The 14,820-nt window shown below is 47.4% G+C and carries 10 protein-coding genes; 1 reads left to right on the forward strand and 9 read right to left on the reverse strand.

Going from position 1 to position 14,820, the window contains the following annotated elements:
* Nucleotides 1-247: 247 nt before the first annotated feature.
* The 3 genes from sdaAA to BBG47_RS14555 form a co-directional block, all read right to left on the reverse strand.
* Nucleotides 248-1,117 (reverse strand): L-serine ammonia-lyase, iron-sulfur-dependent, subunit alpha, encoded by an 870-nt coding sequence (sdaAA, locus tag BBG47_RS14545; RefSeq protein WP_065292287.1) that lies wholly within the window; start codon nucleotides 1,115-1,117, stop codon nucleotides 248-250.
* A complete protein-coding gene (gene sdaAB / locus BBG47_RS14550; RefSeq protein ID WP_065292288.1) occupies nucleotides 1,102-1,809 on the reverse strand; it encodes an L-serine ammonia-lyase, iron-sulfur-dependent subunit beta in 708 nt (235 codons plus the stop codon). Before sdaAB ends, sdaAA begins: the two co-directional genes overlap by 16 nt.
* A 69-nt stretch (nucleotides 1,810-1,878) precedes the next feature.
* Nucleotides 1,879-2,940: a PTS sugar transporter subunit IIC gene (locus tag BBG47_RS14555; RefSeq protein WP_065292289.1), complete on the reverse strand. Its 1,062-nt coding sequence runs from the start codon at nucleotides 2,938-2,940 to the stop codon at nucleotides 1,879-1,881.
* Nucleotides 2,941-3,552: 612 nt separating this feature from the next.
* On the opposite strand from BBG47_RS14555, the gene BBG47_RS14560 reads away from it, so the two are divergent.
* Nucleotides 3,553-4,227, forward strand: a complete 675-nt coding sequence (locus BBG47_RS14560) for a helix-turn-helix transcriptional regulator (protein WP_021254015.1) — start codon at nucleotides 3,553-3,555, stop codon at nucleotides 4,225-4,227.
* A 173-nt stretch (nucleotides 4,228-4,400) separates the two neighbouring features.
* Here BBG47_RS14560 and BBG47_RS14565 read toward each other — a convergent pair whose 3' ends face one another.
* From BBG47_RS14565 to BBG47_RS14590, 6 genes are all read right to left on the reverse strand, one after another.
* Nucleotides 4,401-5,873, reverse strand: coding sequence for an ammonium transporter (locus BBG47_RS14565; RefSeq protein ID WP_065292290.1), 1,473 nt, complete (start codon nucleotides 5,871-5,873; stop codon nucleotides 4,401-4,403).
* A gap of 282 nt (nucleotides 5,874-6,155) precedes the next feature.
* Nucleotides 6,156-8,381, reverse strand: a complete 2,226-nt coding sequence (locus BBG47_RS14570; RefSeq protein WP_065292291.1) for a M1 family metallopeptidase — start codon at nucleotides 8,379-8,381, stop codon at nucleotides 6,156-6,158.
* 224 nt (nucleotides 8,382-8,605) lie between these two features.
* Nucleotides 8,606-10,579 carry a threonine--tRNA ligase gene (gene thrS / locus BBG47_RS14575; protein ID WP_065292292.1) on the reverse strand — a complete coding sequence of 658 codons (1,974 nt, stop codon included), beginning with the start codon at nucleotides 10,577-10,579 and terminating at the stop codon, nucleotides 8,606-8,608.
* Between the two features lie 543 nt (nucleotides 10,580-11,122).
* Nucleotides 11,123-12,079, reverse strand: a complete 957-nt coding sequence (ytxC, locus tag BBG47_RS14580; RefSeq protein ID WP_021261987.1) for a putative sporulation protein YtxC — start codon at nucleotides 12,077-12,079, stop codon at nucleotides 11,123-11,125.
* 184 nt (nucleotides 12,080-12,263) lie between these two features.
* On the reverse strand, nucleotides 12,264-13,403 hold the full coding sequence (gene mqnC / locus BBG47_RS14585; protein WP_028531863.1) for a cyclic dehypoxanthinyl futalosine synthase: 1,140 nt from the start codon (nucleotides 13,401-13,403) through the stop codon (nucleotides 12,264-12,266).
* 224 nt (nucleotides 13,404-13,627) lie between these two features.
* A complete protein-coding gene (locus BBG47_RS14590; RefSeq protein ID WP_065292293.1) occupies nucleotides 13,628-14,818 on the reverse strand; it encodes a trans-sulfuration enzyme family protein in 1,191 nt (396 codons plus the stop codon).
* Nucleotides 14,819-14,820 lie beyond the last annotated feature (2 nt).

Below are 14,820 nucleotides of genomic sequence, written 5' to 3' on the forward strand. Positions count from 1 at the left end.
TTGTTTGGGAATTTTACCCACACGAACGACTTCCTTCCTATCCTAATCGATGGCGCTGAACAAATTCTGAATGAAAGTTGGAAGCAATCTTAAGCGACGATATGCAATGATAGGGGAACTGAACTAAAATGCGAAGACAGAAAAAAAGCAGGCGATTGCCTGCCTTTGCCTTACATGAACGTAACGTTGAACTCCATCTCATGGCATATAAGCCAAACAAGTGTCCAGGGGAACTTTGGCGTTCGCGTTATTGGCCCAGCACGAGCTGTTCCAGCTTGCGGCCAGTCGGCGTGTTGGCCAGACCGCCTTCGGCAGTTTCGCGGAAGGAGCTTGGCATGGAACGTCCAACTTCATACATGGCCATAATTACCTCATCGGCCGGTATTCTGCTCTTGATGCCGGCTAAAGCCATATCCGCGGCTACGACCGCCGATGAAGCACCGACACCGTTACGTTTCACGCAAGGAACTTCTACAAGTCCTGCAACCGGGTCGCATACTAATCCCAGCATATTCTTGAGTGCAATCGCCATCGCTTCTGCCGATTGCTGCGGCGTTCCGCCTGCCATTTCCACGACTGCCGCAGCAGCCATTCCCGTTGCGGACCCAACCTCCGCTTGGCAGCCGCCAGCCGCTCCCGCGATGAACGCATTGTTCGCAATAACAAATCCAAAGGCTCCTGCCGTAAATAGGAATTCGAGCATTTGCTTCCGCGTAGGGTTCAGCTTCTCCTTGACGGCGAACAAAACCCCTGGAACAACACCCGCCGAACCTGCGGTCGGATTGGCGCAGATAATGCCCATGGCCGCATTTACTTCGTTGGTTGCAATGGCCTTGCTGACTGCGTCAAGAACGAGAGATCCAGCTAAGGCATTGCCGCTGGCAATATATTGATGAAGGAGGAGGGCATCCCCTCCGGTTAAGCCCGAGAGAGACCGGACTCCTTTTAGGCCTTTTTCGATGGCCTGCTCCATCACAGTCAGATTGGCATCCATCGCCTGCATGATTTCTTCTTCCGTCTGCTGCCGAAGCGCTACTTCTCTCTCCAGCATCACGCGGGATATTTTACATTGCTTTTCTTCGGCCAACCGGACAAGCTCGGCTACGCTATGGAACATGATTGTCCTCCTTCCGCGCTCGTGCGCTGGTAGGTTTGCACTTGCCATATTTCTTTAATATGAGGGAGCGAATGCATGCGATTGATTACAGTCACATCAACCGCTTGGTCAAGCTCGATGGCCATCAAGGCGCTCTCGCCTTTACCTGAACGGGACACTGCCATATATCCGATATTAATATGATGCTGCGCAAGCAGCGAGGCTACATTCGCCACGGCACCCTGCTTATCCTCATGCAGAACCAGCATGGCGGGAGTCTTGCCGGCTGGGTTTGGATTCAATTGTTTGACTTCGCGGATTTCCATGCTGCCTCCACCGATTGAAATGCCGACAACTTCGATCCCGCCGCGCTTGTCCCGCAACGTAAGACGTGCCGTATTCGGATGTTCGCCCTCCTCCTCTGATGTCACGAAAGTAATGCGAACGCCCTGCTCTTCTGCGATGCTGAGGGCATTCGGAATTCGCTCGTCTGACGTGTCAAAATCCAGGATTCCGCTTACGATTGCCATATCTGTCCCATGCCCTTTGTACGTTTTCGCAAATGAACCGTATAAGGTAACCGTGACGGATTCTGGCAGCCGTCCGAACAGATTGCGGGCTGCGCGTCCAATTCGGTTGGCTCCTGCCGTATGTGAGCTGGATGGGCCGATCATGATAGGGCCGATAATATCAAATACAGATGTGAACGGCATAATAATCCTCCTCTTACACAGAATTGATGAATAATTGATGCCACTAACTTCGTTATATCTTGTTCTGGTTTACGCCACTTCAGTGCCCGCTGCGGCTGTAGGCTTAGGAGCAGGCACGGTTCCGCGAATCTCACCTACCGTGCGGATCTTATAGTTTTTGAAAATCCGTGAGCCGATTAAACCTGCCGTGATGCCGCAAAGGGCGCATAAGGCTGCCGCAATTGTTACCGTAAGCGGATCGTTGAAGCCGTACATGACCATGAGTCCCGCAATTGGGGTTGCTGTACCTGTCGCATTATTCGTTAGATTGAACAAAGCCACGACGACCCCAGCCATCGCTCCTCCCAGAAAGTTGGTTACATATACTGGAATCGGATTGGCTGATATGATGTCTGCTTGCGTTAATGGTTCAATCGCCACCGCAATCGTGTCTTTGCGGTCACCAAACTTCATACGATGGAAAAAGACGAAGTTCATAAAGGACGAACCCATGACGGACAAGGCTCCGATGGCCATCGGCAAGCCCGTAAGTCCCAGCATGGCAGTAAGTGCCATCGAGCTGAGCGGTGCGGTTGCCACGACGGTTATGACTCCACCAAGCACGATACCCATCACGATTGGATTATCATTAGCTGCCGTCGTAATGATGCCGCCAATATTAAGCAGTGTCGCATTGACTACTGGTGTTGCTATGTTAGCTACAAATCTAACGAGCGGTGCAGCAACGATGATGCAGACGATGAGATCAAGTCCATCCGGGACTTTCTTCTCGATTAGCTTGACGAGGAATGATACGAGATAACCGGCAATGAAGCCAGGCAGCAATCCTGTTCCCGCACAAGCTGCCCCCAGCAGCAGAGCATAGACGGGGGAAACGCCCATTGCAAGCGCTACCAGTGCAGCTGCGGCCACACCGCCCATACTGCCGGATGCGAGCCCAACCTCCTTGGCAAGACTGAAGCCGAACAAATCGCCACCTACATAACTTTGAAATGCTTCTACCAAAAAACTGGCAACTGCCGCATTTGCTAGCGCTCCCATTGCCTTCATGCCGTTAGGCGCTTTGAAGCTGAAAAGGGAGAACAGGGACAATACGAGCAATAGTAGGGCTGTACCGATTACGATGTCCATACGTGAAGATCCTCCTTCATGGGTACAAAGTGTAGTAACCGCTTACAAAACATTAAAAGTGCATTTATACCGCTACATGATTGATTGAAAATACATTCTATATAAATGATTAATAGTTAATGAACTCAAAAATATTTGAGTACATAAACTTCAACTTGATTGTATCAACTTTTCTTTATTTACACAATTCTTTTATACATATTTTCGGAAATTGCCGCAATTCACCTTTATTAAGCAGTTTGCTATGACTAATAATTCAAGAAATACGGAAACAAAATGGAAAAGGAAAACGCTTTACTATCTTAATCAGCGCGGCACGTCCCCCTATTTAATATCGTAACTTAGATACAACTCATATCGAATGTCTAACGGATGATTTTGGAAAATACAATGAATCAGGGATTGATTGAGGTTGAAGTTCGCGTTATGATAATAGTAATTTATCATTACTAATAGTTGATATAATCAAATCTAGTTTATTTTATCAACTTTTTTTGATTATAAGATTGTCCAGAGCGTCATTATTATGTTGTATCAAGCAATATAATATTTCTCGAATGACAAAGAAATCTTCTGGTCAAATTCGGGTTGTCTAGGGAAGGACTTGATGCAATGAATACAAGATTTACAGAGCGAGATCATTTAATTTTGGAATCCTACGATGCAGTAGTAGAGGGATTAGCCAATTATTTGGGGCCTGCTTCGGAAATTGTTCTTCATAGTTTGGAAGATTATCAGCATTCGGTTGTCAAAATCGCAAATGGGCATCATACAGGCAGGGAACTGGGAGCGCCTATCACCAATATTGCTTTGCAAATGCTGCAAGAAATTGAACAATCCAATGGAAAGCAGTCGCTCAGCTATTTTACGAGAAGCAAGAATAATCGCCAGATGAAGTCCAGCACGATCGCGATTCGGGGTGATAGCGGCAAGATTATCGGACTGCTTTGCATCAACATGAATATTGACGAATCTTTTGCTGATGTGCTGCAAACCTTCCTGCCGCAACCGGATATGGAAGCAAGGGAGCAGTCCGAGCATTTTGCTTCATCCGTGGAGGATATGATTCAAGAAACGATTGAGCGAACGATCGAAGAAGTCGATGCTTCTCCAGACATCTCTTATGCGAACCGGAACAAGCATATTATCGGACTGCTGCATGAACGAGGCGTATTCAACCTAAGGGATGCGGTCACTCTTGTGGCAAATGCGCTGAAAATCACAAAACATACGGTTTATCTACATTTGCGCAATAATGCTTCCAAAGGTGAAAAAGCAACGAAATAGAAGCAGAAAGAACGCTGAACACAGCAGGATTAGCGACCGGGTTCTCAAAATGAGCCTGGTCGCTGTTTTTTGTGGGCAAACACCTGTTGTAAGGATAGCCCCCTTCAGGGGAGATTCTTTAAGCTTCCTCACCACGTTCAACAGAGTTTTATTCGCACTCAGTCCCCTTTAGATCAAGAGATTCTTTCATTCAATCCTTCGGAATACTGCTTAGCGCTTTCCTCATCTGACTCCGTTCTGAGCGATTCTTGCATATCTTGATCAACATGTTCAAAATGTTCAGGATAGCCATACTCGCCATGTTCACTTAAATCCAAGCCGATACACTCTTGCCCCGCATTGACACGCAAGCCAAACAACCGTTTCCCTGCATACAACAGCACGTAAGAAGAGACAAATGCAAATCCGCCCGCCGCTAGAATCCCATAGGCTTGCACCCATAACTGATGCAGACTGCCTGTATCCAGCCAGCCTCCTTGGCCTACACCAACCTTCTCCGCCAATGCCGAAGTGGCGAATATCCCATTGGACAGCGTGCCCCATACCCCTGCTACCCCATGTACCGACAAGGCTGAGACTGGGTCATCAACTCGCAGACGATCGAACCAGAGCGCACTGTAGTACACTAGAATACCAGCCGCCAAACCAATTACGATGGCCGCCCAAGGCTCCACGAATGCACACGAAGCTGTGATCGCAACCAAGCCCGCCAGCATTCCATTCAAGAGGGTAGGCACATCTGCCTTGCCGCTGCGCAGCCAACTAATAGCAAGCGCCGCAACAGCCCCCGCTGCAGCTCCAAGCTGTGTGTTCATGGCGACATATCCAAAAAATCCATCACCGATCGACAACGTACTTCCTGCATTAAAACCGAACCACCCCACCCACAGCAGAAGCACACCGAGCGTTATATATACTTGGTTATGACCTTTTATTTTCTTGGACGAACCGTCTGAATCGTATTTGTTCATGCGCGGCTTCAAAAGCAATGTCGCAGCCAGCGCAGCCATAGCCCCTGTTAAATGCACAACCGTAGAACCGGCAAAATCCTGCTTCCCATGCATCGCAAGCCAGCCGCCTCCCCATATCCAGTGAGCAACCACTGGGTAAATCAATGCCGTGAACAGAATCGCAAACCAAATGTAAGCGGACAATCGCGCGCGCTCGGCAAATCCACCCCACACGATCGAGAGTGACACAGCAGCAAAGGCTAATTGGAAGGTAAAAAATACGGAAGGTGGTAACCCTGTAGAGGAAGCTGGAGTAAAGAAGAAATCACCCCAACCAATAAACGAATTGCCATTCATACCAAAAATCAAGCCATAGCCGACTGCCCAAAATACAAGAGAGCCAAGCCCAACCGTAATGACCGTTTTTGCGGCAATATGACCTGCGTTCTTCATTCGTGCAGACCCTGCTTCCAGCAGGATGAATCCCGCTTGCATAAGCAGCACCAGTATAGCCGACAGCATTACCCACAGTGCGTTCAGACCAGATTCCAGTGATTGCACAGAAGCCTCCCCCGCGGCACTGACAGCATCCGGAAATAGGCTAAAACATGCAAATCCAGCACCAAGCACACCAGTCGCCGAAGCAAAACGTCTGCTCCTACTCCGATTAAGGCTCTTGTCTCTGTTCATCCTCATTTTCTCTACACTCCTCGCTATTTATATGTTAGATTTTATTACACGAAATCTTGTTGTTAGAGGAATTATATAAAGGTAAATTGTGCAAATCAATGGGTTATGTTATAAAATGCATGAAATGCGTCAAGTTATACAAATTTCATGTAATATAACCTAACATAATATTCATGAAGATAGTGATAAATAAAAAAAAGACTGCAGAATTATTCTGCAGCCCAAGTCTTACATTCTTGCTTCATTTGTCTTGGATTGATTATCCAATATGCTATTCCTTACTGTTGATTACTCGGCTTGTTCAAAAAACTTGGCAATCGGATTTTCAACATGCTTATCTTTATAAATAGAGCCATCAACCTTTTTCACAATATGCTGCTGGAAATTGCTCGTAACCGACAAGCTCTGAAAACCAATTCCCGTCAAAAACTGCTCTGCTGATTTCTTCGTCATATGATCATCTGTCCAGAAATAATGCACCACTAGACGATCCTTATTGTACGGATGCATAATTCCGTAGCCACCTAGCAGTCCTTTTGTGTTCATTACTTCCTTCCAAGGGAAGCCCGCTTGTTCAGCTTTTGCAATAATAGCCGGCTTCAATGCTTGAATAAATGAATTGGACTTCGGATTGCCGATTACAATGACATTGCTCTTTGCCAGAGAAGTCTCCAACTGTTTTTTCACAGCCTGCTTCTCACTCAAGATCACAGGCTTAACGCCGCCCATGTTCAACACATTGGAAATATTCTCGAAAAATTGCTCTTGCTGCTTTTTCGCTTCTGCGCTTACAGGACTACTGTATATGATCGCTAGCGGTTCTCCATGTATCGCCTTGTTAAGCACCTTGTACATTGTCTCTTTCGGCAACTTAGGATAGGACTGATCAATCCCATCATACATTTCTAAAATCGACAACCGCATATACTCCGCCATTTCAGCTTCTGTCATCTGGTATTCCGGCTTGAGTTCAAAATTAGGCTTGTTTAAGTTATCATCCATTCGATCGCGCACAGCCTTGCCAAACTGATCCTCAATCGTTTGGAGCAGTCCCGCTACGGTTGCGTTGCGATACGCATAGCGATTGAAATACTCCTTCATAAAGGCATCGAACTTCGCTTGCCCAACCGTGCGGTACAATTCATAAATCGCAAGGCGACCTTTTTTATAGAACAGCGCATCCGGAGAATCTCCAGCCTTGTCATTCGGGGAATTAATAGCCCGATCCAATGAGAACGTTTCAATACGGGCACTATCAAATCCATTCATCTTGTCGCCCTGGGCATCATAATAATACACCTTGGAAAAGTCAGCAAACCCTTCATCCAAGAACGACTCGGTTTCAGAATCGTTGCCGATGATGGAATGGAACCACTGATGCGCAATCTCATGGACAAAGACAGAATCCTTTTCAGGAACAGCATTTGGATTTACCCGCCCCATTTGGATAAGGCGTGCAAATTCAACAGCAACACCTTCTACATGGGATTCCACGATCCGAAAATCGGGGTACTCGTATTTGCCGAATTTATCGCCAAAAAATTCAATCGCTTTAAATGCCTCATCAATATATTTATTGACAACTGCCGTCTTCGCAGGATCATTGTTGTCGTTGTAATATACATATTCAATCGTTAAGCCATTCTTGGTTTTGCTGGCCTTATGGAACTTCTCACTGGAGAAGAACACGAGCTCGCGCGTCTTGTCCGATTTCGTCGTTACGATTTTGCGGCCAGCTTCACCAGACTTCTCCGACATTTGTCCAGGCATCGCGATTTGCAGCTTGTCTGGAACATCCATTGCAACCGTATAGTCGGCAACCTCATAGTAATCCGTTTCGAATGTCTTACTATATGGGGTCTTATTCCACTTATGTGCTGCTTCATCGTACACAGACATAACCGGGAACCAATGCGCCCCATTAATGATGTCCTTATAGTAGGACAAGCGCTGTGAACCGAATGGAATTTTCGTTTTATATTCAAGCTCTAACGTTACTTCTTCATCCTTGCCCAACGCTTTTGCCAACTGAACCGTAAGCGCCTGCTTCTCATTTGTGGTAGCTAGGGCAGCACCGGTCGAAGCATCCTTTACACTAAGGATATCAATACCGCCAAGGAAATCCTCTGGTTTCTTATCTGGGTATTCCTTTGCAATCTCCTCATTCGCTCGTACGAACATGCTCGATTGTGTATCCTTCGAACGATTGGCATCTGCGAACAGACGGAACACAACATCATTCAGCTTGTCCTCAGACGTATTGCGGTATTTCACCGTCTGCTTGCCTGTAATGGTCATGTCGTCCGTATTCAGCTTCGCTTGGATATTGTATTGGATATGTGAAGTTGCTTGTTGTTGAGACTGCATTCCTGCTGTGCTAATCGTCTTGACTTGATCCGCCGCAGCCTGCTGTGCATAAGCTGTGCCTCCAGATGTTAGCGGAGCAGCAAGCAGGGTAAAAGCCATTGCACATGCTATTGTTGTATGTAGCAATTGTCTTCCTGTAAGTTTCATTCGTCCAATCACTTCTTTCCGTTTGTGTTTCATCTCATGATGATATATTCAATTATAGAGCAAGATACAAATGATATCGTGCGATTAACCTTATGCGGAGCTTACAATATTGTCACGTAAGATTTTAAGGAACTTTATTAATGAATGCCGCGAATCAAAAAAAAAAAGAAGCCCCCGTCTAAGACGAGAGCTTCTCTATGACAAGGGTGCTCTTAGCTCGCCCTTTATTTCTGTGAATCTTCTTGTGGAGCAGCCTGCGCAATATGGCGCGTACGGATTTCCTCTTGCAGCAGCGCAACCACTTCTGCTACCGGCTTCATGCCAAGATCGCCTTCTCCACGCTTACGCACGGATACAGCACCATTGTTCTTCTCATTCTCACCGACGACGAGCATGTATGGTGTTTTCTCCAGCTGTGCCTCGCGAATCTTGTAGCCAAGCTTCTCGTTGCGCACATCCGCTTCAGCACGGATACCTGCATCACGCAGAGATTCTGTTACTTCCTTCGCATACTCTTCGTAGTTCGGCGATACTGGAATGACCTTCGCTTGAACTGGAGAGAGCCAGAGCGGAAGCGCCCCTGCGAAGTTCTCCAGCAAGAATGCAGTCAGTCGCGCCATCGTACTGATGATACCACGGTGGATAACGACAGGACGATGCTTCTGTCCGTCATCGCCGACATATTCCAGCTCGAAGCGTTCAGGAAGCAAGAAGTCCAGCTGTGCAGTCGACAGTGTCTCTTCCTTGCCAAGCGCTGTTTTAATTTGCACATCCAGCTTCGGTCCGTAGAATGCAGCTTCACCTTCTGCTTCGTAGAATGGAAGACCCAATTCTTCAACAACCTCACGCAGCATGCGTTGAGACATTTCCCACATATGGTCGTCTGGGAAGTACTTCTCTGTATCCTGCGGATCGCGATAAGACAAGCGGAAGCGATAATCCTTAATTCCGAAATCGTCATATACGCGGCGAATCAAATTAATAACACGCGCGAATTCTTCCTTGATCTGATCCGGACGGCAGAAGATATGCGCATCGTTCAATGTCATAGCACGAACACGGTGCAAGCCCGTGAGCGCTCCGGACATCTCATAGCGGTGCATGGTTCCCAACTCGGCGATACGAATTGGCAATTCACGATAGCTGCGCATGTCAGACTTGTACACCATCATATGGTGCGGGCAGTTCATTGGACGCAGAACAAGCTCTTCGTTATCCATAACCATTGTTGGGAACATATCTTCTTGGTAGTGTTCCCAGTGGCCGGATGTTTTGTACAATTCCACATTCGCAAGTACCGGTGTATACACGTGGCTGTATCCCAAGCGCTCTTCGATATCCACGATGTAGCGCTCCATCGTACGGCGCAATGTCGCACCATTTGGCAGCCAGAGCGGCAAGCCTTGTCCAACTTTTTGGGAGAAGGAGAAGATCTTCAGCTCTTTACCTAATTTACGGTGATCGCGCTTCTTCGCTTCTTCCAAGAAGTGCAAATATTCATCAAGCTGTGCTTTCTTCGAGAATGCTGTTCCATAAATACGCTGCAGCATCTTGTTGTCCGAGTTGCCGCGCCAGTAAGCACCCGCCAAGTTCAAGAGCTTGAATACCTTCAACTTGCCTGTAGATGGGACGTGAGGTCCACGGCACAAGTCGAAGAATTCACCTTGGTCATAGATAGTGATCACAGAATCTTCAGGCAAATCGCGGATAAGCTCCAGCTTCAACTCATCACCGATTTCTGTGAAGATGCGTAGAGCTTCTTCACGAGATACTTCACGGCGTTGAATTGGCAGGTTCTCGTTCACGATACGCTGCATTTCCTTCTCGATCTTCGGCAGATCCTCAGGCGTCAAGGAGATATCCAGGTCAATATCATAGTAGTAGCCATCTTCGATAACGGGACCGATACCAAGTTTCACGTTTGCGTCCTTGTACAAGCGCTTGATTGCTTGCGCTGTCAAGTGGGCTGAACTGTGGCGAAGCACTTCAAGCCCGTCTTCTGAATCTGCAGTTACAATCTCAATCTTCGCATCTTGTTGAATTGGCGTATACAGATCAACAACCTTGCCATCCAGCTTCCCCGCTAGTGCAGCCTTCTTCAATCCACTGCTAATCGAGCCCGCTACATCTTCGATAGTAGTGCCTTGCTCATATTCACGAACAGCACCGTCTGGAAATGTTACTTTTACGTTAGACATTTGCGATTCCTCCCAGTTTATATGGCATCATTCAATCTGCTGTCCATCTTCTTTATGCCGGCTAGGAAACAAACAATTACACGTTCTTCCCATCTTCACCGTACACAACACAGCCTATTGAATTTGTCTGAAAAAATAAAAAACACCCGCCCTGTAAAGGGACGAGTGTTATAGACAATTAGTAACCCGTGGTTCCACCCTCATTCAACTGCTGATGATGCTTACGCGATTACAATTACAGCATCATATGCCGCAATGCTCTGTCGCACGCTTTCCTCAGATCAGTCCTTGAGCATTCGGTAACGGGAATGATTCGTTGGATGATACTGACCGAGTAAGCTCGTTGTTCCCATCCAAAGCTCTAAAGTGGTAAATAAACAGCGTTGCCGAAGGGACTTGCAGCCTCGATCCCTCTCTCTGAACGGTTCCGTCCGTTATTCATGTCTTTGTCATCGCATATCGTATGCTATTGATTACTCAATACCGCATATTATATGCGATCTTCGCAGGGTGGTCAAGCTCCGATTCCCGAATCATGAAATGCTATGGCCGCAGCATTGAACCGTCCTGCACGTTGTTATGTACAAGAGTCTCGTGAGGCCAGCCATCTCCACCAAGCACAGCATGACAAGAACTGCACAATACACATACATGCACCCTCGATTCGAAGATTTGCTGAATCGTCTTAATCACCTGAGATTCTGGCTCGCGCGTGTGAATGATAATATTTTGCGGGGATACGTTGATGAGTGTGCTCACAATCATATCCTCCATCTCCATATCATAATCAATCATCTCCACAACCATGCCATTCATCACATGCTTCGGCTCAAGCGGCTGAAGATCCTCATCCAGGAGCGTAAATTCATGACCGCCCTTGTGCATTAAGTGCGCAAGAGGGATCTTCGTCTCCTGAATGAACACGAAGTATTTCAAAAGACCAATGAACTCCTGATACTGCCGTTCAAGTACATATTCATCAATCGCATAGTCAACCACTTCACGAAGCTCTGTTAAATAGTGCCGCAAACGGAACTGAATGAACCCTTCAACATTAAGGGCAGTATGATCTTCTAAATATCGCCGCAGTGCACGTGTAAGTTTCCCTTTGCGTCTGCGTCTGGACTCACTAGAACCGGTTTCATCTCCACCGTTGAGCAGCTGCTGGCAGTATTCCTCAATTTTACGGCGTTCCTCTTCACTGTATTTCGAATCCTTTGCAATTAAGGAAGCAAGAAGCAGCCTTTCTTTTTGGGACAGAATAAATTCAGCAACTGCCTTGGCCGCTCTATTCCATACATCTTGTCCTTGTGTAGACAGTTGAAAACCTGGCAAGATGCCCCGGCATGTAATCCAAGCCGTCTGCCCTTCAGACCATTGCTGGAATTCCACGCCATTCGGCTGTTTATGTAAATCGCTCAGCTCCTGCTGCAGCAAATCAGTCAGCGTTACTGCGTCATATTCGGATCGCAGCGGCAACGAGATCGTGAACAACTCCATGAGCCCACTCCTTTCTGTTCCTTCTTAAGTATATGGGGTCATGAATGGAGATATACGAAGACGAATCTGGAAAACAGAGGACACTCGCATTCCTTCTGGCATTATCGCCAAAAATAAAAAAACACCTGCTGGCTTTTCCAAACGGAAAGTCCAGCAAGTGTACTGTTTCATTTTCAATTGACGCCTAATTTTGCATAACAAAATCTTTGGCAACCGTTGCATGTTCATCATCAAACACACGCAAAATATTATACTTCGTATCACGCTGCGCAGGAATCTTGCCCGCTTCACGGATAAGCTGCAGCGTGCTTCCGATGTTTACTTTATGTGTAGCGCCAGCAGCCGATACGACATTCTCCTCAATCATCGTACTGCCAAAGTCATTGCAGCCGAAGCTGAGCGTCTTCTTGCCAATTTCCGGCCCCATCGTTACCCATGAAGCTTGGAAGTTCGGAATATTATCCAGGAACAAGCGGCTGATCGCGAGTGTCTTCAAATACTCTTCAGGCGATACGCGCTCTGCCTTCATGTTCGTGTTGTCCGGTTGGAATGTCCATGGAATGAACGCAAGGAAGCCTTTGGAAGGATGGCCGTTCTGCATGCATTCATCTTGTGCTGTACGAATACGCTCCAAGTGCAGTGCGCGCTCTTCCAGCAGCTCGCCGAAGCCGATAACCATCGTGCCCGTTGTATTCATGCCGACCTTATGGGCAGTTTGCATGACGTCCATCCAATCACGCCATGAACCCTTCAAGCGACTGATCTTCCGACGAGTACGGTCGTCCAAAATTTCAGCGCCGCCGCCCGGCAGTGAGTCAAGACCCGCTTCATGAATTTGACGGATTACCTCTTCTAGAGATAATCCATTCGAGACTTCCTTCATCTTCATAATCTCCGCAGGAGAGAAGGAGTGCATTGTAATACTTGGGAACCGTTTCTTAATTTCGCGAAGCAGATTCGTATAATAGCTGAATGGAAGCTCTGGGTTTGTTCCGCCCTGCATCAGAATCTCAGTTCCGTCTACATCGATCGTTTCCTGAATCTTCTGGAAGATGACTTCATCAGGAAGCACGTAACCTTCCTTCGAACCCGGAGCACGGTAGAAGGCACAGAATCTGCAGTACGTATCACAAATATTTGTATAGTTGACATTGCGCCCAATTACAAATGTAGCAATCGGATCTGGATGCCATTTCTTCATAATTTGGTCGGCAGCTGCCCCCATTTTCTCGATCTGATCAGATTCGAACAAGGTCACGCAATCGTCTGTATTCAATCGTTCACCACGAAGCGCTTTGTCCAAAATGCGGTCTATCGGTGACATCGTCACAGTCACTTCCCCTCTCATATGTTGCCTTACACTCTCGTATATAAAGCGAAGTAGACCCCGCTTACGGCGGGGTTAAATTGTACGGATTATTGCACATGCTGCTTCATCATCTAGTTGTGCATTGTATCGCTCAAGAAGCAGCTTCACTAAATAATCGTAACATACATCGCCCATAAAAAACAGCACCCTTCCATGAGAAGGGTGCTGGATAGAATCGGTTATTTGGATAACGCCTGATCCAAATCTGCAATCAAATCCTCGACATGTTCAAGCCCAACAGAGAAGCGGAGCAATCCATCCGTAATTCCACGCTGCAGACGAACTTCATGCGGCATTGCTGCGTGAGACATCATGGCAGGATAAGACAAGATGCTCTCAACAGCGCCAAGGCTGACTGCCACAAGCGGGATTGTCACGTTGTTCAGCACTTGCTTCGCCCGTTCGCCAGAACCCACATCGAATGATACCACTGCTCCGTATCCCAGTGATTGCTTCTCATGCACCTCACGGCCAGGATGATCAGCTAGACCAGGGTAATAGACGTCAGCAATGTCCGACCGTTCACTCAGCCACAGTGCAAGGCGGCGGGCGCTCTGCTCACTCTGATTCATCCGAGCTTCCAATGTTTTCATGCCTCTCATCAGCAGCCAGCTGTCCTGAACCCCAAGCACAGTGCCAAGGCCATTCTGCAATTGCTTCACACGGCGTCCAAGACTCTCGTTGGCTGTTACTGCCAGACCTGCGAGCACATCACTGTGTCCGCCCAAGAACTTGGTTGCACTATGTAAGACTATATCAACACCAAGCTCAATTGGACGTTGATGATAAGGGGTCATGAACGTATTATCCAGCATGGTGAGCAGACCCTTTTCCTTGGCCCATGAGGTCACTTCTGCAATATCCGTAATTTTGAGCGTCGGGTTGGACGGTGTCTCCATATAGACAGCCTTCGTATTTGGACGAAGCGCAGCCTTCACCTGCTCAATGTCGGTCATATCCACTAAGGTGGACTCAATGTTCAACCGGTTTAAAATGGAGGTCAGGAGACGGTACGTTCCACCATACACATCTTCCGTTACGATAACATGATCTCCTGCCGATAACAGCAAGAATGTCGAAGAGATCGCTGCCATCCCTGATGCGAAGGCAAATCCATTCGTTCCGCCCTCGAGCAGTGCAATATATTGCTCCAATGCCTCACGTGTTGGATTGCCAGAGCGAGAGTAATCGTACTGAGGCGGATTGTAAATGTCCTCATGATGGAATGTCGTAGCTTGGTAAATCGGGACACTGGAAGCTCCCGTACCGGCATCGATCTCACCGCCAAAATGGATCAGCTTCGTCGCAAACCGGCGTGATTGCTTGCCTAACTGACCGTCTGATGCTTGATTCGAATTCTGCTCACTCATCT

Origin of the sequence: Paenibacillus sp. KS1 (assembly GCF_001680695.1) — a bacterium.
GTDB classification, from domain to species: Bacteria; Bacillota; Bacilli; order Paenibacillales; family Paenibacillaceae; genus Paenibacillus_B; species Paenibacillus_B suaedae.

Bases quoted from the DNA above. Each gene is read 5' to 3' on its own strand.
- sdaAA (WP_065292287.1), bottom strand. From the start codon at position 1,117: ATGTTCCATAGCGTAGCCGAGCTTGTCCGGTTGGCCGAAGAAAAGCAA.
- sdaAB (WP_065292288.1), bottom strand. From the start codon at position 1,809: ATGCCGTTCACATCTGTATTTGATATTATCGGCCCTATCATGATCGGC.
- BBG47_RS14555 (WP_065292289.1), bottom strand. From the start codon at position 2,940: ATGGACATCGTAATCGGTACAGCCCTACTATTGCTCGTATTGTCCCTG.
- BBG47_RS14560 (WP_021254015.1), top strand. From the start codon at position 3,553: ATGAATACAAGATTTACAGAGCGAGATCATTTAATTTTGGAATCCTAC.
- BBG47_RS14565 (WP_065292290.1), bottom strand. From the start codon at position 5,873: ATGAGGATGAACAGAGACAAGAGCCTTAATCGGAGTAGGAGCAGACGT.
- BBG47_RS14570 (WP_065292291.1), bottom strand. From the start codon at position 8,381: ATGAAACTTACAGGAAGACAATTGCTACATACAACAATAGCATGTGCA.
- thrS (WP_065292292.1), bottom strand. From the start codon at position 10,579: ATGTCTAACGTAAAAGTAACATTTCCAGACGGTGCTGTTCGTGAATAT.
- ytxC (WP_021261987.1), bottom strand. From the start codon at position 12,079: ATGGAGTTGTTCACGATCTCGTTGCCGCTGCGATCCGAATATGACGCA.
- mqnC (WP_028531863.1), bottom strand. From the start codon at position 13,403: ATGTCACCGATAGACCGCATTTTGGACAAAGCGCTTCGTGGTGAACGA.
- BBG47_RS14590 (WP_065292293.1), bottom strand. From the start codon at position 14,818: ATGAGTGAGCAGAATTCGAATCAAGCATCAGACGGTCAGTTAGGCAAG.